Below are 20519 nucleotides of genomic sequence, written 5' to 3'. Positions count from 1 at the left end.
ATGAAATTTGGCACCAGAATCCTGCATACGGGAAACGAAATTGAACAAACCACCGGAGCTGTAAGTATTCCTGTATACCATGCCTCAACTTTTAAACAGAATAAAGTTGATGAGTTTGGACCGTATGAATACGCCCGTTCAGGTAATCCTACAAGGGACGCCCTTGAAGCGATAATAGCCAAGTTGGAGGGAGGCGTCAGGGGTTTTGCCTTTTCTTCAGGGATAGCTGCTATATCCAGCGTGTTATTGCTCTTCTCGCCGGGCGACCATATAGTGGTCTGCGAGGATGTCTATGGCGGCACATACCGGGTGCTGACAGGACTGTTTAACCGGTTGGGCATCGAAGTGACTTTTGTTGATTTCACCGACCCCGCTAAAGTCAAGACAGCCTTGCGGCGAAACACCAAGGGTGTTTACGCGGAAACACCTTCCAACCCTCTTCTGAAAATTACGGATTTGCGGGCAGTTTCCGCCATTGCCAGAGAGAATGGTTTGTTGAGTATGGTTGATAATACTTTTCTGACTCCTTATTTGCAACGTCCCATTGAACTTGGTATAGATATCGTCATTCATAGCGCTACCAAATACCTCGGTGGTCACAGTGATCTGCTTGCCGGATTGGTAGTGGCGGCGGATAAGCAAACCGCCGAACGCATTAATTATATTCAGTATTCTTTCGGGGCGGTTCTGGGGCCTCAGGACTGCTGGCTTTTGATGCGCGGGATCAAGACTTTGAAAGCGCGTATGGACATGCACCAGAGCGGCGCGCGTAAATTGGCGGAATGGCTGGCCGGCTGCCCGGAAGTAAAGGAAGTATATTTTCCCGGCTTGCCGGATCATCCCGGCAAGGAAATCCATGACAGCCAGGCCGACGGGCCTGGAGGTATCGTGTCGTTTCGCATGCAGACTGAGGAGATGGCCAAAAGGTTGTTAGAGAACGTTAAATTATCGGCCTTGGCGGTAAGCCTCGGCGCTGTTGAGAGTATAATCTCCTATCCTGTGACCATGTCTCACGCGGGAATGCACCCTGACCACAGGGTGCGTACCGGAGTGACCGGCGATCTGATCAGGTTGTCGGTTGGACTGGAAGACCCCGGTGACTTGATTGAAGATTTAGCGGCTGCAATATCCTAGTGGAGGTGTTATAAAATGCCCGACTTTGACTTTAACCGCCTGGAAGTGGAAGTTGACGAGGACGGTTTTATTATAGAGCCGGAATGCTGGAATGAAGACGTAGCCAGGGCTTTTGCCGCGGCCGAAGGTATTGAAGAGCTTATCGACGAGCACTGGCGAGTAATCAATTACCTGCGTGATTATTATCAGCAATTTCAAGTTGCCCCAATGATTTCGAAGTTATGCAAAGAGACCGGCTGCAGTTTGAAGCGTATTTATGAACTATTTCCCGCCGGTCCGGCGAAGGGCGCCTGCAAGGTCGCGGGCCTTCCGAAACCGAGAGGTTGTGTGTAGTCAGGGGTACGGTCATTCTTTGCGTAAAACATATCAGGAATAAAAGGAGTTGGATGCTTATAGCGAAGTGATTAAAAAGAGTTTGATGACGAACCTGGCAGGAAAATAATTATTAAAAGTAGTAGATATGGCTTTAGAGTTAACAGAAGAGGGGATTTTATAATATTATAGTCAAAAAGTTATTTTACTGTTTGATTGTGAGGTGAGAAAAATTGCAAAAACCGCTTGAAGATAAACTGATGATTGATGTCCCGGTTTGCCAGGTCAACTGTATTGATCAGGAGATCGTGAACCGGCTTAAGCCTCAGGTGGACCGGATTGAAGGTGTCGCAACTACTTTCAAGGCCCTGGCTGATGATACCCGGGTAAAGGTCATCTATGCTCTCAGTAAGGCCGAGCTTTGTGTTTGCGATGTGGCAGCCCTGATCAACAGCAGTAAAGCGACCGCTTCTTACCATCTCCGGTTGCTGCACCACCTGGGAATCACCAGGTATCGAAGGGATGGCAAAATGGTTTACTACCGGTTAGCGAATACTAATATTGGGAATCTGATGAGAGAAATTTTGAATTACGTGGAAAAGATATAAACAACTACTCAGGAGTCAGGAGTCAGGAGTCAGAATGAAAGAACAGTTTATTATCCCGAAATATTCTGAGTACTGACTCCTGACTCCTGAATACCTGGTATTAATCATTTGAACATGTTTTTAGGAGTGATTTGGGATGGCCCAAGTTGGGAGCTTGAGTATACCCGGAAGTACAACTGTTTTCCGGGTAGAAGGAATTACCTGAATGGACTGTGCCGCCAAGTTTGAAAAGAGCGTGGCGGCGCTTCCTGGTGTAACCAGGGCTAGTTTAAATACTGTGGCCGGCAAGCTGACAGTCGAAGGTCCGGCCGACTTGGAAGCAATCCGGCTGGAAGGCAGGAAGGAACACTACACCATCGTTCCGGCCGGTGAAGAGCAGGTTAAGCCGGTAAAGCCGGAGATTAACTGGGAATTGGCGCGGATGGTGGTTTCCATTACCGCGTTATTGGCCGCTTATATAGTAGAGCAAGCCGGTGTTATGGCGCTCACTTTTATCCCCTTATACGCGCTGGCTATAATGACCGGCGGTTGGGGTAATATTCGTAAGGCCGTATACTCTTTGCCACGTCTGGACATCAACATGAGTGTGTTGATGACTACCGCCATAATCGGAGCCATGGCCATCGGTCAGTGGAGGGAAGGCGCTGTTGTAGCCTTCTTGTATTCTGTTTCCGAGATGCTGGAATCCTGGACCATGGAAAGTGTGCGCCGGTCTATCAGCGGACTCATGAACATCGCCCCCAAAGTGGCCCGGATCCGCCGTCTGACGGGTGAATTGGAAGTCCCGGTGGAGGATATTCAAGTGGGTGACGTAATGATCGTCCGTCCGGGTGAGAAAATCGCCATGGACGGACGTATCATTAAGGGTGAGTCAGCGATCAATGAGTCAGCCATAACAGGTGAGTCCGTTCCGGTGGAAAAAGGGCCGGGGGGTGAAGTTTATGCCGGTACCCTCAATACTCATGGCTCCATTGAGGTTGAAGTCACCAAGTTGGTTCAGGACACAACCATCTCAAAGATTATTCACCTGGTGGAGGAAGCGCAAGCCCAGCGGGCACCCTCCCAGGCGTTTGTGGACCGCTTCGCCGCCGTTTACACCCCGATCGTGCTGGTCCTGGCTATCTGTGTTGTTCTGGCGCCGCCATTGCTGCTTGGCTATGCGTGGGGGCCGTGGATCTACCGGGGTCTGGCTTTAATAGTGGTAGCTTGCCCTTGCGCTCTTGTGGTTTCAACCCCGGTAGCTATTGTCAGTGCTATCGGCAACGCTGCCCGGAAAGGGGTTCTGATCAAGGGTGGTATATATTTGGAGCAAGCAGGCGCGCTTACGGCGGTTGCTTTCGATAAAACAGGCACTCTAACGAAAGGTGAACCCGCAGTCACCGATGTCATTTCTTTGGGGTCCGAGTCTGAGCTGGCACTGCTCCAGATTGCCGCCAACCTGGAGGTCCGTTCCGAGCACCCGCTGGCGATAGCGATTGTCAAGGCGGCGGAAGCCCGTGGTCTTAAGGTGGAACCCGCGGAGGAGTTCAACGCCCTCGCGGGCCGTGGAGCGTATGGGGTTGTCAATGGGCGGAATGTCTACATGGGAAACCTCCGCTTGTTTACCGAGTTGGGTGTGTATACAGAGCCTGTCGCCAGGCGGATCCACAGCCTGCAGGAGGAAGGTAAGACAGCCATGGTTATGTACACTGCGCGAGGTTTCCTGGGGATTATCGCCGTTGCCGATGAAGTACGGGGGGATAGTAAAACAGCGATAGCTGCTCTGAAGCAGGCCGGCATCCGCCGCACCATTATGCTCACGGGGGATAACGAGGCTGCGGCCCGGGCTATAGCGGTACGTGTCGGGGTGGATGAGTTTCATGCGGAACTGTTGCCCCAGGACAAAGTAAAAGCCGTCCATACGCTTTTGCAGGAGCATGGGAGGGTTGCCATGGTCGGTGACGGCATCAACGATGCGCCGGCGCTGGCTGCTTCGACGATTGGCATCGCCATGGGTGGGGCGGGCACAGATACGGCGCTGGAAACGGCGGATATCGCCCTGATGGCCGATGACCTTGCCAAGCTTCCTTTTACGATCCTCCTTAGCCGGGCGGCGCTAGGGGTGATCCGGCAAAATATCGGGATTGCCCTGGTAATCAAGGCTATTGCTATCGCCGCTGTGTTTCCGGGCTGGCTGACCCTCTGGCTGGCGATCATGGGAGACATGGGAGCTACACTGCTGGTAACATTAAACGGTATCCGGCTGTTGCGGATTAACCCGGAAAAGTAATGGAAGAGCTGACAAATGATTCTTGATGGCAAGGATTGTGTGTTATGCTTCGCCGCGTGATGCTACCGGTTTCATTGAATGTATACCGTTTTTGTTATTCTAATTAGTTATGGATAAAACCAAGGAGGCTGCGATGGATAGTTTTTTTAGCGCAATAATATTAGGAATAGTCGAAGGTATAACGGAATTTTTGCCTATTTCTTCAACCGGCCATTTGATTTTGGTGAACAAATTAGTTGGTTTTACGGGCAATTTCGCGAATATGTTTGACGTGGTAATACAATTGGGGGCTATCCTGTCGGTGGTGGTATATTTTTGGAGCAGAATCTTCCCTTTCGGCAGCAATAAAACAATTATAGAGAAAAAAGAAGTATGGGGTTTATGGCAAAAGACGGTCATAGGGGTTGTACCTGCCCTGCTGATCGGGGGTACCCTGGGAAAACGTGTGGAGGAACTGCTTTTTAACCCTTTAACCGTAGCGCTGGCTCTTGTGATAGGCGGCATTGTTTTAATCGTTATTGAGAGACGTAACAGAAATCGCGGCCTTTATGAAATACATTCAGAGGAGAAATTTTATACCGTTCGGGTATTACCGGATAATTATCGGTGTTGCCGTGCTATACTTGAGCGTGATGAAATAGTGGGAATAATTTAAATGTGATAGTTGACTTTAACGGGAGAGGACAGTAGAATGATATTGAGAATGATTCTCGTTATTTTTTGACCACCAAATGATAATTATTATCATTATCAAAATCAAAGATTATTAATCAATTAATAAGTTACGTTCCTAATGAAGGAGGTGTTTAATAATGACCCTGGACCGGGTAAAAAGGGGGCAATCTTTTAAAATTACTTCCATACCTAACGAGGTGGTGCGCGTCCAAGCCATCCGTTTCGGTATCGCCGAAGGAGAGACGGTTAGTTGTGAGGAAGTGGTGCCTGCCGGACCCATTGTAATCCGTAAGAATAAACAGCAGATAGCTCTGGGACGAGGGCTGGCCAGGCAGATCGGTGTGGTAATGTCATGTACTGAAAAGGAGTGATGAACTGGTGGCACATTGTCATGGTCCTGTTGGCCTGAAAAACATACCCGAAGGGGCGAAGAAAATCGTATTAGCCGGAAACCCCAATACTGGGAAGTCGGTATTTTTTAACTATTTCACCGGGCTGTACGTGGATGTTTCCAACTACCCCGGCACCACCTTGGAGATCTCGCACGGCCGCTTTGGTTCCGACGTTATTATAGATACACCGGGGGTATACGGCATCTCCTCATTCAACGATGAGGAGCGCATTGCCCGGGATATCATCCTGTCCGCGGACATGGTGATAAGCGTGGTAGACGCCGTTCACCTGGAAAGGGACCTGTTTTTAACCCAGCAGGTTATTGATACCGGCGTACCAGTCATAATGGCGTTGAATATGGTGGACGAGGCCGAAAGGCAGGGCCTGAAGGTTGATGCCGATCTCTTAAGTGATCTTTTAGGTATACCTGTGATACCTACGGTGGCTGTACAAAGAAAAGGTTTCAGTGAAGTAAAAGAGCGGCTTGCCGATGCTAAAACCGGACATATGACTCCGGGACTGGAGCCCCTCATCAGCCGGCTGGCTAACCGGGTGGGCAGCCAAGGCGAAGCGCTGCTGGTGCTGGAAGATGATCCGTTGGTGGCGGAGCGCCACGGCCTGAAACCGGAAAACCACCGGGAAGAAATATACCTGATGAGGCGGGAGCGAGTTAACGACGTAATCAAACACGTCCTTAAAGAAAGCACTGAAGGGGCTACATTCGGTAGCCTCCTGGGACGCTGGATGCTTAAGCCTGCTACCGGCTTGCCTATTCTGGCCCTGGCCCTTTACGCTATGTACTATGTCATCGGTGTGTTAATTGCCGGGACGGTAGTAGGTTTCACCGAGGAAACCATCATGTTGGAGAAGTATGAACCTGCGGTGCGCGGCATTGTCGGCCAACTCATATCCGCAGAGTCGGTCCTTGGCACTATTCTGATTGGAGAATTCGGCCTGTTGACCATGACCATTACTTACATCCTGGGGCTGTTGATGCCGCTGGTGATTGGTTTCTATTTTTTCCTTTCCCTGTTTGAGGATTCCGGCTACCTGCCTAGAATCGCCACCCTGGTTGACCGCTTATTAACCGGCGTGGGCTTGAACGGCCGGGGAGTAATCCCGTTGATCCTGGGGTTCGGTTGCGTGACCATGGCCACCATCACCACCAGGCTTTTAGGCTCTGACCGGGAGCGCAGGATTGCCGTACTCCTGTTAGGACTGACCATACCCTGCTCGGCCCAGTTGGGGGTAATCGCCGGATTGCTTGCCGGCGTTGGCGGCTGGTATGTTGCCCTCTATGCAATGGTTATCTTTACAGTTTTGGTGATAATTGGTACGATTATGGACACCCTGTTGCCCGGAAAGTCAACGGATCTCCTGATCGACCTGCCTCCTCTGCGGCTGCCCAGATTGGATAACGTACTGAAAAAGACCGGGACTAAATCCTATAACTTCCTGAAAGAGGCCTTTCCCCTGTTTGCCCTGGGCGCTCTTATCATCAGCGTCTTTCAGGTCACCGGCATCCTGGAATTTTTGCAAAACCTGCTGGCGCCCCTGACAGTGGGCTGGCTCAAGCTGCCGAAAGAAGCGGCCACCGCTTTCATCATGGGTATCGTGCGCCGGGATTTCGGGGCAGCCGGTCTAAGCAATATGGTCCTGACGCCGGAGCAAACCATTGCGGCTCTGATCACCATCACCCTTTTCGTGCCGTGCATCGCGTCTATTCTGATTATCTTCAAGGAACGCTCCAAGAAAGAAGCGGCCATGATCTGGGGCGCCAGTTGGGCGGTGGCCTTCCTGGTGGGCGGTATCGTGTCCCAATTGCACAGTGCCTTCGGCGGGGATGGCGGGTATACGGGAGCTTTGGGGATTATCCTCGCGTTCTTTGGCATGACCCTGGCGACAGTCATAGCCTGCCGTCTGGCCAAGCGGGATAAACCCCGGGGGATCGCGGGTTAGGGGGCGGCGGTTGTGACTAATATATTGCTCATGAATATAAAAAACTGCCCCCAGTGTGGCTACCGGGTTGAAGACCCCAACACTCTGCGTTGCCCTCGGTGCAACAAGTCTCTTTTAAAGCCGGCCTGCTGCCACGGGAGCTGCGGCAGTTGCGGAGTGGAGCGGGAGGCTGTTCCGGAGGAGTGCGCGGATTGGCGAAAAACAGGATGCTTATATCAAAAAGGTTAAGTTAATAAGGTTGGCAAAGGCTTGCGCTAGTAATAAAGTGTGAGCCTTTATATTTATAAATTAATTTTTTTATATGCAATAGTAAATCCATAAAAATATTTTATTTTAAATATTAAATTAGCTCATGGTAAAATAATGACTAAGGAGAAAGGGTCAGATATTAAATTTATTTTCCGTTTTGGAGAAGTATAAGTATGGAAGATGCCTGCCGGCTAGCCGGGAATGCCAAACAGCTTAATTCGTCGTTGAAAATGTTTATAAAAATTGTTATCAGCGCCGGGCTGTTAGCTTGGATCCTTAACAGGATTCAGTTGGGCCCGTTAAAGGTGCTTATTATCAACAGTCATTGGCCTTCATTGTTTGCATCTTTTTTAATGGTAAACATATGTATGCTGGTTAGCGTATTAAAATGGCAGCCGCTATTAACAGTTCAAAAGGTTCAAATTCCTTTTATCAGGCTGTTATCGTTTTATTACGTGGGCCCGTTTGCCAATAATTTCCTCCCTTCCAGCATAGGTGGAGATGCCATGCGAATATACGATGCAGCCAGGTCATCCGGTAAAACCAAAGAAGCTGCCGCTTCGGTCATAGTAGAGCGCCTGCTGGCCTCGTTAGCGCTTGCTCTTACTGCGGCGATTGCCCTGGCGCTTGTTTCAGGAACAGGGGGGAACGGTATCGTCAGCTGGCTGGTTGGTGGGATATTGGCGTTCTGCCTGGCCGTAACGGCAATTTTGTTATGCTCTACTTCCAAGGAAGACAGCAAAATAGGACAGTGGCTGTGCCGTTTGGGTAATTATAAAGAGCATCCGGGTGTATTGGTGAAGGTTCTGATGTTGTCCTTTTTGTTTCAGTTTGTACTGGTACTTTCCAATGTTTTTATTTTCCGGGCTATAGGGGCGGATATACCTTTACTTAAACACTTTTTATTCATACCTGTAATCATGGCCGTGTCAATGCTGCCGCTGTCAATTAACGGCCTTGGCATAAGAGAAGGAATGTACGTCTTGCTTTACGGTTTTGCGGGGATAAATCCGGCAACCGCGCTTGCCGGTTCACTGTTGTTTTTTACCCTGGTTACTGTGACCAGCCTTGCCGGTGGCGTTATATTTGCCTTAAGGAAGTAGTGGAGTATACAGATGGATGACTTTTATCAGGATCTGGATAAAGAAGTGCGTATAAGAGCGGAAAAATACTTTAACCAGGACTATAACTGCGCTCAGGCAGTGGTTTTGAGCAACTTGGAACTGTTAAACGGCCAAACAGACGGCATAAGACAGTTGGCCGCGGGTTTCGGTCACGGTATGAACGCCGGCTGCACTTGCGGGGCTCTGGCGGGAGGAGTGATGGCAATAGGTTTACTGCTTGCCGGTCCCGAAACAAAGGGCTTCGACAAGGAAATTTCAGAGGCCGCTGCGGAACTGCACCGTAAGTTTGTAAATGAATTTGGTCTGACCTGCTGCAGGGGGCTCAGAAAGAAACTGTCACCCTTTAAAAATACCAGGTGTAAGGAAATCACCGTTACTACGGCCGCTATTACCCTGGAGTTGCTTTTGGCCAGGAAGACGCTATCAGCGCCTGTCGGAGTACATCCTTTTTAAATCATCCGGGCTGGTTCCTAAAAGGTAAAGCGTCTTTATCTTGTGCATCAGCCAGGCGGTACGCCATTTGCCGTGAATAAGCCAGCGCCTGGCTGAAGTAATGACGGGGCCGGGTAGAAGCAGGGTTTTCCCAACCCGGCGCATGCTTTTGGAAAACTCCCAGTCCTCCATTAATTCAATAGATGGGAAGCCTCCTATTTTGTGAAAGACATCTTGCCGCACGAATATAGTCTGATCGCCGAAATAAATGCCTGTAACGGCAGCCCTGAGGTTTGAACCAAGGGAGGTCAGGTAAAAAAACAAACCGGGGTGGTCGATTTTCATTTTGAACGCGCCCCCAACCACGCCGCTGTCGGACAGAGCTTGATCAAGCTGTTGCGGAAAATCACGTGGCAGGCGGGTATCACTGTGTAAAAACAGCAGTACTTCACCGGATGCCAGCCGGGCGCCCGCGTTCATTTGACTTGCCCTGCCCATGGGAGCGTTGATCAGCTTGACTTCAGGACTGACCAGCCGGGCGGTGCCGTCGCTGCTTCCACCGTCCACCGCGATAATTTCAAGGATGTTGTCCCAGTGGCGCAGGTGCTCAATAGTTTCGTTTATAGTTTTAGACTCATTATAGGTCGGAATTATTATGCTGATCAAAGGGTGCTTGTTCTTGTTCATAATAAAGTTTTTCTCGATTCTTTTTTCTAATCCTTTAATAGTATGTGAGAAAAGAAAGGTGAAAAATGGCTAAACCGGCGCTGGCAATTATGTCCAGAATCCCTTCGGCTGAGGGCAAGAGCCGCCTGAGCGGCGTTCTGACACCGGCTCAGCGGGAAGCCCTGCAGTGGGCCTTTCTTGAGGACACTTTGGACAAAGTCAGGCGACTGACTGAATTTAAAAGCTATATTGCGGCAACTCCGGCGGGTGAAATCAACAAACTGGCTAAGGTTGTGGGACCTGACGAGGAAGTTATCCCCCAGCCTGAGGGAAGCCTTGGACAGCGCATGCTGGGCGTAGCCGGGCAGCTGTTTGTACGCGGCCACTCCCCGGTTGTTCTGATTGGAACTGACACGCCTGCTCTGCCGCCTTCTTTTTTGATAAAAACGCTGTATTTGCTGGACCAATCTGATTTGGTTTTTGGTCCGGCGTTCGATGGGGGTTATTACCTTGTTGGCATGCGGTACTTTGAGGGAAGGGTTTTTGACGATATCGACTGGGGCACAGAAAGTGTTTTAGAAAAAACTTTGACTATCTGCGACAAGTACAACGTGACATACAGCCTCCTAGACCGCTTGTCTGATGTCGACCGGCCTGACGACCTCCTGGCCATGACGGAACAGTTTGAGCGGCAACAAATAGATTTCATGCCGATTAATAAAAGGACCAGTCAGTTTTTAAAATTTATTAGGAGGGCGAAAGCATGATGAGTAGTTATTACAATCCCGCCGACCTGGCAAAATTTCCGACAATGGGTGAGGGTGCGCCCGAGCTCTGGGAAAAGTTTATGTCTTACTATAATGCGGTATTCCAGGAAGGAGCCCTGGGCGCAAGGGAAAAAGCGCTTATTGCTCTTGCAGTGGCCCACGCCCTGCAGTGTCCTTACTGTATCGAGGCTTACACAAGAGAAGCCCTTGAAAAGGGTTCAAATGAAGAGCAAATGACCGAGGCTGTTCACGTGGCCGCTGCAATCAGGGGAGGGGCCGCATTGGTTCACGGCGTACAGATGAAAAATATCGCCGGCAGGCTTGGATTTTAATAGATAGGAGACACTGATGAGTTTAAGCTTGAAAGCACCACAACGCCCGCAAAGCGACAGTGAAAAGCAGCTGGAATTTCTTAGGGAGACCCCGGGGGTCACGCCCATTGTTCACAAGTTCATGGAAGCCGGCCTTTTTCCACTAAGAAGTAACGGTATTTCTGTAATGCAGGTGAACATGGGCAAGGTCTGCAATTTGTCGTGCAAACACTGCCACGTGGAGGCCGGGCCTGAAAGAACTGAGTCAATGAGCAGGAAAACTGTATCCAGTTGCTTATCCGTGCTGGCCGGCACGGGTATCCCCACACTTGATATTACCGGCGGCGCTCCTGAACTAAATCCTAATTTAGGCTGGTTAATAGAAGAAGCCGTCAAGCTGGGGAGGAAGGTTATGGTACGCACCAACCTCACCGTGCTGGAACTGGAAGAATATGCCCAACTGGCTGAACTCTACGCGCGTAACAAGGTGGAAGTGGTCGCATCCCTGCCGTACTACCTGGGAAAAAATACTGACCGGCAGAGAGGGGATGGCGTTTTTGAAGCTTCCATCCGCGTGCTAAGGCGTATGAACGAACTAGGTTACGGGCGGGAACAGAGCGGGCTGCGGATCAACCTGGTCTATAACCCCGGCGGGGCGTTTCTGCCGCCTGCCCAGCATTCTATTGAAACTGAATTTCGGCGGGAGATGACGCGCCGTTACGGGATCGTTTTTAATAAACTCTTCACCTTAACAAACGTGCCAATCGGGCGCTTTCTGAATTTTTTGATGCAATCAGGCAACCTGGAAGATTACCTGGTTCGCCTTGCAGGCGCCTTTAATCCCGCTGCCGCCGAACTGGTCATGTGCCGGAGCCAGATCTCGGTTGGCTGGGACGGGCGTCTATATGACTGTGATTTTAACCAGGCGCTGGGATTGACCTGTACGCCGGATGTTCCCGGATATATCCATAATTTTGATTTGACGTGTCTGCGAAACCGCCCGATCATGCTGGACAACCACTGCTACGCCTGCACGGCGGGCTTAGGCTCCAGCTGCGGGGGCGCTGTTTTGGAGGTTAGGTGCAAATGATGAAACTAGAAGTACCGGCATGGATAAAAGTCGGTATTTTATTGCTCCTGGCAGGCCTCTACGTTTTTGTTGAACCCTTGCAGTTCAGTATCAGGCGGGTTGTTCTGATCCTTTCCATGGTCGATATCACCGCTATGAAGTATTATATTTTATCCTTTGGCATTTGGGCTCCCGTTGTGTCCTTTTTTCTGATGGTATTCCAGTCAGTAGCCGCGCCGCTGCCGGCTTTTGTCATTACCTTTGCCAACGCGGCCTTGTTTGGCTGGGTTAAGGGCGCTCTCCTTTCCTGGTCTAGCGCCATGTGCGGGGCGGCATTGTGTTACGGGATTGCCAGGTTTTACGGCAGGTCGGTGGTTGAGCGGTTTACCAGCAAATTTGCCCTGGAAGAGGCTGACCGGTTTTTTGAACGCTACGGTAAATATGCGATCCTGATTGCCCGCTTGCTTCCCTTTGTATCCTTTGATGTGGTAAGTTACGCGGCGGGCCTCACCTCCATCGGCTTTTGGGAGTTTTTCTGGGCAACCGGCTTGGGCCAACTGCCGGCCACCCTTGTGTACTCCTATGTGGGTGATATTCTGGTAGGCAGTGTAAAGACGTTTGTTTTTGGTATTTTAAGCTTAATATCTGTTAGTGTTTTGGTTGTGGTGATTAAGAAAATTATAAGTGAACGAAATAAGCAATCAGCCAAAGTATAATTTATTATGAGTTCTAAGATTTATGCGTTTGTTATTTGTTTCGTTTCAGGCTTAAAGATAATTTGAAGAAAGTAGTAGTCTTGGATGCCAGGGCAGGAAAAGATTACAGTGAAGGTCATGTGCCGGGCGCCATCAATGTAACTTGGCAGTCTTTGTCCAATATGCAGCCGAAACAAGGGGAGACTGGTTGGGGGGTGGTCCTGCCTCCGGATCAATTAGCGGAGAAAATTGGCAGTCTGGGCATAGACGGCAGTAAATCAATTATTGTTTATAATGATCCGAAGGGTTTAGGTGAAGAAGGAAGAGTCCTCTGGATGTTGAGGATAGCCGGATTAAAAGATTCCAAAATGTTGAATGGCGGTTTCCCGGCATGGAAGGCATTCGGCGGGGAAATAACTCAAGACGTTCCCCCTGTTAATCCAGTTGCCTTTAAAATTACCACACCGGATAATTCATTACTGGCAACTACCGATTATGTTAAAAATAATATGGCCGGTATTAAGCTTTTAGATGCCCGTTCGCCTGAGGAGTACAGCGGTAAGACAAATCATGGTGAAAAGGCGTTAGGGCATATTCCGGGGGCGATTAGTATTCCCTACAACAATGCCTATAATGACGACGGCACTATCAAGGGTATTCCTGAACTTAAAGAAATGTTCAATAAAGCGGGGTTGAAGCCGGAGGATGATATTGTGACTTATTGCACAGTAGGAATCAGGTCCGGCTTTTTGGCGGAAATACTACGCATGTGCGGCTATGAGAAAGCCAAAAACTATAACGCGTCGTTTAGTGAATGGGCCGGGGCGGGACTTTCAGTAGAAAAATAACTAATAAATAAATCAGTAAAATAATTCGAAAGGTCTTGAATAACTTTTGTTGTTCAAGGCCTTTCTTGTCGTATAAGAAATTATGATAATAATCCCGATTCAGATATTGCTTCCAAGCAAAAAACTAACGCTATTTAACTGCAGCCAGGGAATAAGGCTAAAACCTCTCCGACCCTGCCGCGGTTTGTGCTGTCACAGCTAATAAATCTTTGTACGTCGAACGCAATAATTTGGGCGGAAGCATAAGCCCGCCTAACAAACTCTGTATCGTGGTTTGACAGTAAAACAGGGATCCCTTTTTCAGCTAAACCCTTTGCCAGTTTAGCAAGGCGCAGTTGCTCCTCAAGGCCAAACCCGCCCGTGCTATAACTAGTAAAGTTCGCGGTTGGGGAGAGATTTACGTACGGCGGATCGCAGTAACAAACGTCCTGGCCGGGCATTGCCTGAGACATAGCATCTTCAAAGCCGCAGCAAATAAATTGGGCTCGCTGCGCCTTTTTATGGAAATATATCATCTCTTTTTCAGGGAAGTATGGTTTTTCGTAAGTACCGAAAGGCGTGTTAAAATTACCTTTTAGCGAGTACCTGACCAGGCCGTTGTACCCATGGCGGTTTAGATACAGGAAAAGGGCGGCTTTTAATTTATCGTCTTTGGTATTATTGAATTCATGCCGGTATGTGTAGTAAACTTCCTCGGAATTGTTTTCCGGAGTAAAGAAAGTCCTGCAATATTCAATAAAGATTTTCCCCTCGGATTGCAAAAACCTGAATACATTTATCAGGTCCGGATTATTATCCGCCAATAAATAATTATCGTAGTCAGTATTTAAAAACACCGCGCCGGACCCAACAAAAGGCTCTATAAGCCGGCGGCCTGGTGGTAGTTGTTCTTTAACACGGTCAACAATGCGATATTTGCTTCCGGGCCATTTGAGAAATGGTCTCAAGGTATTCACTCCACAATGTAAAATTCATTATCTGCATCTGCCTTTATACTCTTCTACAGGATACTTCAAGGTGTTGGCGGCCACCTTGCACCAACCCTCCATAGCTAGCTCCCGGTTGCCCATGCGTCAAGGGTTTCGAATATATGTTTGTTTATGCTATTGTCTCATAATGAGAAAACATAGTCAATTGAGACTATGTTTTTGAGAGGACATAAATGGTCATTGGGTTAGTCTCCGGCACACTGCCGGTATTTATTTGTGTCAGGTAAAACAATATAAGGGCAAATCGTATAGGCTGTTTGCGCCCGGTTGCTGATCGTCTGCCTTGACAAATCTAGTCCCCGGTATTTTTTCGGGAGCTTCTGCCGGGTAATGTTTTTGTTGCTTGAAGGGTGTTAAATTGAGCTGCTGACGGTTGACGGGAAATGTTCCTGAGTCGGCTGTGGAGGAAAAAGAAAAACAATATAGACCTGGTTGGATTTGTTCAAAGTTAGGTGATGGTTTCATTATTTCAGTGAGTTCCTTCTTCTCTTCATTTGTTTTTATGGTACTATCTTTCACTAGTTGCCGGCGTGGCAGGGTGAAGTTCATAAAGAACATGATTTTACCCCCTTAAAAATTTACTTGAATATATAGTACTGATAAAAAAGTAATTTTGTGTATGAGTAGAAATAACTAACTATATGGTTTAATTTTGATATAGTTACATAATTAACCAAATTTAATATTGCAATGATAAAAGTTGCTGGCATAATATCTTGGGATATAAAGTAATAATTGGTAAACATTAGATAAAAACTGCTCATTAAATTTAATTTTTAAGTTTATTAGTAAAATTAACTAAAAAATTTCACCTTTTCGTCTAAAAAGGCATAATCTGTACTAAAATTAGGTAATTTGCGGTTCGATTTCCGCATACCTTAAAGGAGGAAGCTTCTCTTATGGAAACGCAAGATGTAAGAAAGTTGTTTCCAGAAACCGTTTGTATTGAGGTGCCCAAAGTTTATGATTTTTGTTTTCAGGCCGAGCGCCGTGAAAACGTCTGTTTCGATTTGCCGGAAGATTGTGAAGGAGGGGTATCTGCAGAGTGTAAAATAACAAATGTCTCCTGCAATGAAGTGCTGCCCCGCTCCGAGCCGGATGAACGTGGCCGCGCCAACGTAGTAGTAGCGATTCAGGTGACCCTTAAGATTAAAATCAGGGATGCCTGCGGCGACGTAGTATGCAAACTTTCTGATTTAAGTTTCGGTTTCACAAAAACTGTATCGCTTTGTGCCCCCGCGACACCGTTCCCGACCACCGTTGTGTGCGACGTGCCGAATTTTGCCTGCGGACCTTGCCTGGTCCTCGGGAATCAGGTCTGCTGCAATTTTGACTTGTGCATCGTAATTCAGTCTCTTGCTGTCGTAAAGCTTTTAGTTCCTAGTTTTGGTTTCTGTGTTCCGCATCTCTGTGAAAGCGTTTCGCCGGTAGGCCCGTTTGTGTGCCCGCCTGAGCTGTTCCCGCAGCCGTGTGGACCTAAGTGTGATTAACTAAACAATAAAATCGTGAGGAGAAGTTGATGGACTATCTGATGCATTTTACAGTGGAAGGCTTGTATGATGCAGATAGAACAGCCTTGATGAAAAAAGAGCTTCTTGCCATGGAAGGTGTGAAGGATGTACAGATCGCCGGGGTCGACCGGGTTAGCATTATTTACGATCCTACTAAAGTGATACCAAGTAAGTTGACGGCATCAATGAGATCGGTAGGAGTAAGGACGCACACCGGGTGAAGAAAATGTTAGTTTGGGGGCGTTGCCCCCATTAACTTATTTATGATTCTTTGTTTGGAGTTTGGTGTATGCCTTGCAAATAGCTAATCATAGGGTGGGGTAATCATGAAAATGTTAATTATTGGCGCGTCCGGACAGATTGGCTTCAATCTCTGCCAGGCGCTTGCCGGTTCCCACCAGGTTACCGGCACTTACTTTTCATATCCGATGCCGGATATGTATAGCTTGGATATGACCAAATCAGGAACTGTCACAGATTTTATCACCGCGTTAAAACCGGATGTTATTTTTCTTCCCGCAGCCTTGCCGGACGTGGAAGCTTGCGAAAAAAAACCGGAACTGTGCCGCAGGGTCAATATAGACGGGACGCGAAACGTTCTGGCCGCGGCTGGCGAAATCAAAGCGAAAGTGGTTTTTTTTAGCACGGATTACCTTTTTGACGGCGCAGCCGGCCCTTACGCTGAGACAGAGCCTTCCAACCCGCTCAACATGTATGGAAAGGCTAAAAACGAGGCGGAACAACTAATCCGGCAGTCGACGTGCCCTCACTTGATTATTCGCACAAGTGTGGTGTACGGTTATGAAAAACAAGGAAAAAATTTTGTTGTACGTTTAAACGAGCGCCTTCGCCAGGGAGAAAAAGTAAAAGTTCCTAATGATCAGTTCAGTACACCCACTTATGTGAACAACCTTTGCGCAATCATTAAAGAACTGGTCGAAAGCGGCAAGGAGGGAATTTACAACATTGCCGGCCCGGAATTATTGAACCGGTATGACTTTGCGGTTCTCGCGGCAGAAATTTTTGAGCTGGACCGAAGCTTGATTACACCGGTGGCTACCGGGGAACTGGGTCAGCAAGCGCTCCGGCCTTTGCGCGGCGGTCTGAAAGTCGATAAGGTTCGCTCGGTGGCCGTTACACCACTGATGAATGTTCGGGAAGGGCTAATTGACATGAAAAAACAATGGAGCGGTATAGCTGCTGTTAAGACGATACCGGCGCTTGTCAGGTAGGGCGCTTGTATTGTTTAATGAACGCCACAGCTTCTTCTTTTGTTCGCGCCAGCCCTTCAACCTGTGCGTCGGCTAGTGATTCCAACACCCGGCCGACCCGCTTGGAAGGCTTTATTCCCAAAATCACGCATATATCATTTCCGTCGAGCAACCTGGACGGTGATACATACCGGTTGTTTTCATTCAAATACTTATTGAGAAGATCCAAAATGAATTTCCGGTAGGACCATGCCTCATCCTTATGTCCGGAGGCAGTCCGGCTGGCGGTGATGTCGGCCAGAGACAGCAGCAGCAGCCCTGTTGTCTCCAGGCCTGACCTGCTAAAAAACCGGCGTAAGGCACGGGGGCTGGGTGGATTATCCTTATATAAGAATAAAGGGTCCATATGCGATCCAACCAGGGTTTTGATTATTTGATTTTCAGCGCCGCTTAGCTTCAGCCGCCCTGCGACGGCGCCAGCCACGGGGACTCCCAGTTTGTGGTGGTTATAGAAGGTATACTTACCGTTTCCGGCATATTCCCGGCAAAATTGCTTGCCCACGTCATGGAGCAAACAGGCCAGTTTAAGCGCCGGGAGGCGGTTGCGGGACCGCGTAATTTTTTTACTCGTATAGCCGATTATTTTGTCATTTAAATCCGAAGGCAGGCCGCTATCGATTATACGCTCAAAGATTTCAAGTGTTTTCAGCGAGTGTTCCCACGCGTCATCCGTATGGTGGCCGCCTTGCACCATATCCTTCAGAGGGGCTAGTTCGGGGATAATCTTTTCCAGCAGGCCACATTCAGTATCCATTAGCCTGATTACAGGAACTGATTGCGGGTGAATGAAAATGGCGGCAAGTTCATCCCAGATTCGTTCCCCCGCACAGGCTAAAACCTGTTTTTGCAACTGTGCGATAAGCCGGATGGCGCCGGGTTCAAGGACAAGCCCCAAGTTTGCGGCCAGCCGGAAAGCCCGGAGCGCCCTCAGCGGGTCGTTCTCTATTGAAGTTTCGCTGCAAACCCGGATTGTGCCGCGTTGCAAGTCAGCCAATCCACCCATGGGATCAATGATGCACTCTTTCCAGCAAGGATTATGCAAGTATTGGTCGAGTGGCACGGCTAGGGCGTTGATGGTAAAATCGCGTCTTGCCTGGTCGGATAACAGCCCGCCCGGGTTAATCCCTTCTATATCAATTTGGCTGGAGCTATTCTTCGTGTTGATGATCAAACGGTAAACGGACCTTTTGCCGTCCAGGATCACCAGCGTGCCGTCCAGCTTGCGGGCTAGTTCCTTTACTAGGTTACGCGCCGGTTCTTCGAGCGCCAGGTCGATGTCGCCGGGCTTCCTTCCCAGTAGGATATCCCGCAGGTATCCCCCCACTATGAAAGCCGCTTGGTGATTGTCCGCGCATATTTGTTGAATTGAAGATAATAATGTTTTCATAAAATCATGTACCTGTTCCTTGGCGCTATAAATAATGTTGCCTTAAATACTTCAATTTTAACATTATTAATTTATTTTGTACTATAATAAAACACCTGGTTTAACAACCAGGTGTTTTGAATTTCGGCGTCCGGATAGTGATTTCAATCTTTTTTCTGCTGGATGGATGTTACGGTTTGCTTATTTCTTTGGCGGCGCTAACGTCCGGGGCTTTGAAGGGGCTGCCTAGATCAGTGATTTTCATGTCACCCTTTATCTTCATGTCCATTTTCATTGTTTTCGGCGTGTTATCTGTCGCCGCCCCGCTTGCCTGCTCAGGCGCCGGGTTCTCCATGGACATGATCAACCGGGCGTCAAACTTGACAATCTCACCAATCAGGGTTTTCTTGTTGACTAAAACTGAGTAATTATAATCCAGCGTGGCGTTTTTAAAGAGATCCGCCATTTGCTTCTGTAAGTCGGCAGCGTTTCCAGCGGTTGTGTCCTGCGGTATTGCTTGCATCGCTTGCTGGAGGAGTTTTTGGTAACCTTGTTTAAACTTGTTCATGTCGATAGCTGCGTTCACGACATAGTAATCCTTGCCGTCAACTGTCACGTCGTTGCCGAAGTTCAATAAAATCCCCATTTCCTTCATCAACTCGGCGGCTTTCAATGGGTCTGACTGGATATCCTGCTGCTGTTTCCAGAATTCCGGTGAAAACGGCATGTTCATGACGGTCCAGTCCTGTTCTGGGGCTTTGATATACATCTTGGCCTGGTCCATATATGTTTCAACAATCATTTCACTGTTATTGTCCGCAGTTCCGGGCGTAACAGTTTGTTTCACGTATACCTGGAATGGATTATTCTGAATTTGGCCGGTTAGCTTCGAGGTGATGTTTTTCGGGGCTTGTTCAACAGCTTTCCCGTCCGCCTGGATGTCCATGGCAATGTTGAAGAGGCCTTCCATGGAGTACGTGTTATATGCTTGACTAGCCACTGTGGATTTGGCCAGCAAGTCGGAAACCGACATGCCGTCCCTTTGTTCGTCTCTGGTCAGATTAACCAGCCACTGTTCCCCATCCCAGTCAACTTTAAAACCAAAGGCGTCGCTGACGGCGCGGAGAGGGATGAAAACGCTGTCTCCTGTTTTAGTTGGCGCGACAGGCAGTGTGACAGGCTTGTCCCCCAGCAGGGCTTCAGTTTTTCCCACGGATAGATTCAGGGTCACTCCGTTTTCCGTAATGGCAAAGTTGTCATTAGCAGACCATTTGACTTCAGCGCCGGCAAGCCGGGTAAAGGTGTCCACCGAAACCATACTGCAGTCGTTTTCCAGATACAGGCCGGGTGACGGGACCGCATCGCCGTTTACTTGCAGCCGGATAGTTTCAGCGGCAAAAGCGGGAAATGCTGCGGATATCATCAGCAAGGTGAATGCTAAAACAATGATAAGCTTTCTTCTCATAAGGCTACCCCCATTCAGTTTTTCGATAGGTTCTACAGGATAACCAGCCATGCACCTCCCTTGTTTTATGATTAATATTAAGTTGGCTGTAAGAGGAACATTGTTATTATTAATCAATTTATTATAACATTTTCAAAAGAAAATAATAGTTGTATATTATGGCGCTAATTAGGTTTGCTTATCAATGCCGTTGATATGAGATAGATGTCAACGTATTATTTTTTTGTTTCTTGTCCCTGTGTTTGAACAATAACCATTGTAATATAAAAAATAATGTAATATAATCTCATCTTTGACAGTTACAAACTATAAAAAGGCTTGAAAACCCTGTATTTGCAAGGAGTTCAAGCCTTTTTTGTTATTCTTAAAAAGTGAGTAATGTTATTATTTTTTAACCCTGCTTAAA

23 protein-coding genes are annotated in these 20519 nt (G+C 48.3%); 18 read left to right on the top strand and 5 right to left on the bottom strand.

All coding sequences use genetic code 11. From position 1 onward, the window contains the following. From L7E55_RS04680 to L7E55_RS04635, 10 genes are all read left to right on the top strand, one after another. The gene (locus L7E55_RS04680) at positions 1-1134 is read left to right on the top strand and encodes a trans-sulfuration enzyme family protein (protein ID WP_277442899.1); all 1134 of its coding nucleotides are present in this window, start codon (positions 1-3) and stop codon (positions 1132-1134) included. 15 nt (positions 1135-1149) lie between these two features. After that, a complete protein-coding gene (locus L7E55_RS04675; RefSeq protein ID WP_277442898.1) occupies positions 1150-1467 on the top strand; it encodes a TusE/DsrC/DsvC family sulfur relay protein in 318 nt (105 codons plus the stop codon). A gap of 212 nt (positions 1468-1679) precedes the next feature. Continuing rightward, entirely contained in the window at positions 1680-2054 is a 375-nt protein-coding gene (locus tag L7E55_RS04670; protein WP_277442897.1) for an ArsR/SmtB family transcription factor, read from the top strand. 205 nt (positions 2055-2259) lie between these two features. Continuing rightward, positions 2260-4323: a heavy metal translocating P-type ATPase gene (locus tag L7E55_RS04665; RefSeq protein ID WP_476748022.1), complete on the top strand. Its 2064-nt coding sequence runs from the start codon at positions 2260-2262 to the stop codon at positions 4321-4323. Between the two features lie 133 nt (positions 4324-4456). Further along, positions 4457-4978, top strand: a complete 522-nt coding sequence (locus L7E55_RS04660) for an undecaprenyl-diphosphate phosphatase (RefSeq protein ID WP_277442895.1) — start codon at positions 4457-4459, stop codon at positions 4976-4978. A 157-nt stretch (positions 4979-5135) separates the two neighbouring features. Continuing rightward, a complete protein-coding gene (locus L7E55_RS04655) occupies positions 5136-5369 on the top strand; it encodes a FeoA family protein (protein WP_277442893.1) in 234 nt (77 codons plus the stop codon). Between the two features lie 7 nt (positions 5370-5376). Then, on the top strand, positions 5377-7350 hold the full coding sequence (gene feoB, locus L7E55_RS04650; RefSeq protein WP_277442892.1) for a ferrous iron transport protein B: 1974 nt from the start codon (positions 5377-5379) through the stop codon (positions 7348-7350). 12 nt (positions 7351-7362) lie between these two features. Further along, positions 7363-7578 carry a hypothetical protein gene (locus tag L7E55_RS04645; protein WP_277442891.1) on the top strand — a complete coding sequence of 72 codons (216 nt, stop codon included), beginning with the start codon at positions 7363-7365 and terminating at the stop codon, positions 7576-7578. 194 nt (positions 7579-7772) lie between these two features. Continuing rightward, complete coding sequence (locus tag L7E55_RS04640) at positions 7773-8702, top strand: lysylphosphatidylglycerol synthase transmembrane domain-containing protein (RefSeq protein ID WP_277442890.1); 930 nt, start codon at positions 7773-7775, stop codon at positions 8700-8702. Positions 8703-8714: 12 nt separating this feature from the next. Beyond that, a complete protein-coding gene (locus L7E55_RS04635) occupies positions 8715-9176 on the top strand; it encodes a C-GCAxxG-C-C family protein (protein ID WP_277442888.1) in 462 nt (153 codons plus the stop codon). On the opposite strand, the gene L7E55_RS04630 is transcribed toward L7E55_RS04635, so the two are convergent. After that, positions 9147-9842 (bottom strand): TIGR04283 family arsenosugar biosynthesis glycosyltransferase, encoded by a 696-nt coding sequence (locus tag L7E55_RS04630; protein WP_277442886.1) that lies wholly within the window; start codon positions 9840-9842, stop codon positions 9147-9149. The genes L7E55_RS04635 and L7E55_RS04630 overlap by 30 nt on opposite strands. A gap of 65 nt (positions 9843-9907) precedes the next feature. Between L7E55_RS04630 and L7E55_RS04625 the strand changes: the two genes are divergently transcribed. From L7E55_RS04625 to L7E55_RS04605, 5 genes are all read left to right on the top strand, one after another. Beyond that, entirely contained in the window at positions 9908-10588 is a 681-nt protein-coding gene (locus L7E55_RS04625; protein ID WP_277442885.1) for a TIGR04282 family arsenosugar biosynthesis glycosyltransferase, read from the top strand. After that, positions 10588-10920, top strand: coding sequence for an arsenosugar biosynthesis-associated peroxidase-like protein (locus tag L7E55_RS04620; protein WP_277443010.1), 333 nt, complete (start codon positions 10588-10590; stop codon positions 10918-10920). Before L7E55_RS04625 ends, L7E55_RS04620 begins: the two co-directional genes overlap by 1 nt. 16 nt (positions 10921-10936) lie before the next feature. Further along, positions 10937-11989, top strand: a complete 1053-nt coding sequence (arsS, locus tag L7E55_RS04615; RefSeq protein WP_277442884.1) for an arsenosugar biosynthesis radical SAM (seleno)protein ArsS — start codon at positions 10937-10939, stop codon at positions 11987-11989. After that, entirely contained in the window at positions 11986-12684 is a 699-nt protein-coding gene (locus L7E55_RS04610) for a TVP38/TMEM64 family protein (protein WP_420852007.1), read from the top strand. The genes arsS and L7E55_RS04610 overlap by 4 nt, the downstream gene beginning before the upstream one ends. Positions 12685-12746: 62 nt before the next feature. After that, positions 12747-13511: a sulfurtransferase gene (locus L7E55_RS04605; RefSeq protein WP_277442883.1), complete on the top strand. Its 765-nt coding sequence runs from the start codon at positions 12747-12749 to the stop codon at positions 13509-13511. A 134-nt stretch (positions 13512-13645) separates the two neighbouring features. Here L7E55_RS04605 and L7E55_RS04600 read toward each other — a convergent pair whose 3' ends face one another. Continuing rightward, a complete protein-coding gene (locus L7E55_RS04600; RefSeq protein ID WP_420852006.1) occupies positions 13646-14467 on the bottom strand; it encodes a Dam family site-specific DNA-(adenine-N6)-methyltransferase in 822 nt (273 codons plus the stop codon). Positions 14468-14719: 252 nt separating this feature from the next. Next, positions 14720-15058: an SH2 domain-containing protein gene (locus tag L7E55_RS04595; protein WP_277442881.1), complete on the bottom strand. Its 339-nt coding sequence runs from the start codon at positions 15056-15058 to the stop codon at positions 14720-14722. Positions 15059-15399: 341 nt separating this feature from the next. Here L7E55_RS04595 and L7E55_RS04590 point away from each other — a divergent pair, with 341 nt between their 5' ends. The 3 genes from L7E55_RS04590 to L7E55_RS04580 all read left to right on the top strand — a co-directional run bounded on the left by L7E55_RS04590 (position 15400) and on the right by L7E55_RS04580 (position 17243). Continuing rightward, positions 15400-15990 (top strand): hypothetical protein, encoded by a 591-nt coding sequence (locus L7E55_RS04590; protein ID WP_277442880.1) that lies wholly within the window; start codon positions 15400-15402, stop codon positions 15988-15990. Between the two features lie 29 nt (positions 15991-16019). Next, positions 16020-16232, top strand: coding sequence for a hypothetical protein (locus L7E55_RS04585; protein WP_277442879.1), 213 nt, complete (start codon positions 16020-16022; stop codon positions 16230-16232). Positions 16233-16337: 105 nt separating this feature from the next. Further along, a complete protein-coding gene (locus tag L7E55_RS04580; protein WP_277442878.1) occupies positions 16338-17243 on the top strand; it encodes an SDR family oxidoreductase in 906 nt (301 codons plus the stop codon). Here the strand turns inward: L7E55_RS04580 and L7E55_RS04575 are convergent. Together L7E55_RS04575 and L7E55_RS04570 are read right to left on the bottom strand one after the other, a co-directional pair. Then, positions 17236-18669: a tRNA nucleotidyltransferase/poly(A) polymerase-related protein gene (locus L7E55_RS04575; protein WP_277442877.1), complete on the bottom strand. Its 1434-nt coding sequence runs from the start codon at positions 18667-18669 to the stop codon at positions 17236-17238. The genes L7E55_RS04580 and L7E55_RS04575 overlap by 8 nt on opposite strands. 169 nt (positions 18670-18838) lie before the next feature. Then, entirely contained in the window at positions 18839-20113 is a 1275-nt protein-coding gene (locus tag L7E55_RS04570; RefSeq protein WP_277442876.1) for a copper amine oxidase N-terminal domain-containing protein, read from the bottom strand. Positions 20114-20519: the final 406 nt, after the last annotated feature.

It is taken from the genome of Pelotomaculum isophthalicicum JI (assembly GCF_029478095.1).
GTDB classification, from domain to species: domain Bacteria; phylum Bacillota; class Desulfotomaculia; order Desulfotomaculales; family Pelotomaculaceae; genus Pelotomaculum_D; species Pelotomaculum_D isophthalicicum.
The sequence above is the reverse complement of the archived record's forward strand: the minus strand, read 5'-3'. Positions and strand labels throughout refer to the sequence as shown.

What these genes read in the sequence shown, in the direction of transcription:
- L7E55_RS04620 (WP_277443010.1), top strand. Translation starts at nt 10,588, where the DNA reads ATGAGTAGTTATTACAATCCCGCCGACCTGGCAAAATTTCCGACAATG.
- L7E55_RS04655 (WP_277442893.1), top strand. Translation starts at nt 5,136, where the DNA reads ATGACCCTGGACCGGGTAAAAAGGGGGCAATCTTTTAAAATTACTTCC.
- L7E55_RS04575 (WP_277442877.1), bottom strand. Translation starts at nt 18,669, where the DNA reads ATGAAAACATTATTATCTTCAATTCAACAAATATGCGCGGACAATCAC.
- L7E55_RS04665 (WP_476748022.1), top strand. Translation starts at nt 2,260, where the DNA reads ATGGACTGTGCCGCCAAGTTTGAAAAGAGCGTGGCGGCGCTTCCTGGT.
- L7E55_RS04580 (WP_277442878.1), top strand. Translation starts at nt 16,338, where the DNA reads ATGAAAATGTTAATTATTGGCGCGTCCGGACAGATTGGCTTCAATCTC.
- L7E55_RS04585 (WP_277442879.1), top strand. Translation starts at nt 16,020, where the DNA reads ATGGACTATCTGATGCATTTTACAGTGGAAGGCTTGTATGATGCAGAT.
- L7E55_RS04680 (WP_277442899.1), top strand. Translation starts at nt 1, where the DNA reads ATGAAATTTGGCACCAGAATCCTGCATACGGGAAACGAAATTGAACAA.
- arsS (WP_277442884.1), top strand. Translation starts at nt 10,937, where the DNA reads ATGAGTTTAAGCTTGAAAGCACCACAACGCCCGCAAAGCGACAGTGAA.
- L7E55_RS04610 (WP_420852007.1), top strand. Translation starts at nt 11,986, where the DNA reads ATGATGAAACTAGAAGTACCGGCATGGATAAAAGTCGGTATTTTATTG.
- L7E55_RS04630 (WP_277442886.1), bottom strand. Translation starts at nt 9,842, where the DNA reads ATGAACAAGAACAAGCACCCTTTGATCAGCATAATAATTCCGACCTAT.
- L7E55_RS04625 (WP_277442885.1), top strand. Translation starts at nt 9,908, where the DNA reads ATGGCTAAACCGGCGCTGGCAATTATGTCCAGAATCCCTTCGGCTGAG.
- L7E55_RS04660 (WP_277442895.1), top strand. Translation starts at nt 4,457, where the DNA reads ATGGATAGTTTTTTTAGCGCAATAATATTAGGAATAGTCGAAGGTATA.
- L7E55_RS04675 (WP_277442898.1), top strand. Translation starts at nt 1,150, where the DNA reads ATGCCCGACTTTGACTTTAACCGCCTGGAAGTGGAAGTTGACGAGGAC.
- L7E55_RS04570 (WP_277442876.1), bottom strand. Translation starts at nt 20,113, where the DNA reads ATGAGAAGAAAGCTTATCATTGTTTTAGCATTCACCTTGCTGATGATA.
- L7E55_RS04635 (WP_277442888.1), top strand. Translation starts at nt 8,715, where the DNA reads ATGGATGACTTTTATCAGGATCTGGATAAAGAAGTGCGTATAAGAGCG.
- L7E55_RS04590 (WP_277442880.1), top strand. Translation starts at nt 15,400, where the DNA reads ATGGAAACGCAAGATGTAAGAAAGTTGTTTCCAGAAACCGTTTGTATT.
- L7E55_RS04640 (WP_277442890.1), top strand. Translation starts at nt 7,773, where the DNA reads ATGGAAGATGCCTGCCGGCTAGCCGGGAATGCCAAACAGCTTAATTCG.
- L7E55_RS04595 (WP_277442881.1), bottom strand. Translation starts at nt 15,058, where the DNA reads ATGTTCTTTATGAACTTCACCCTGCCACGCCGGCAACTAGTGAAAGAT.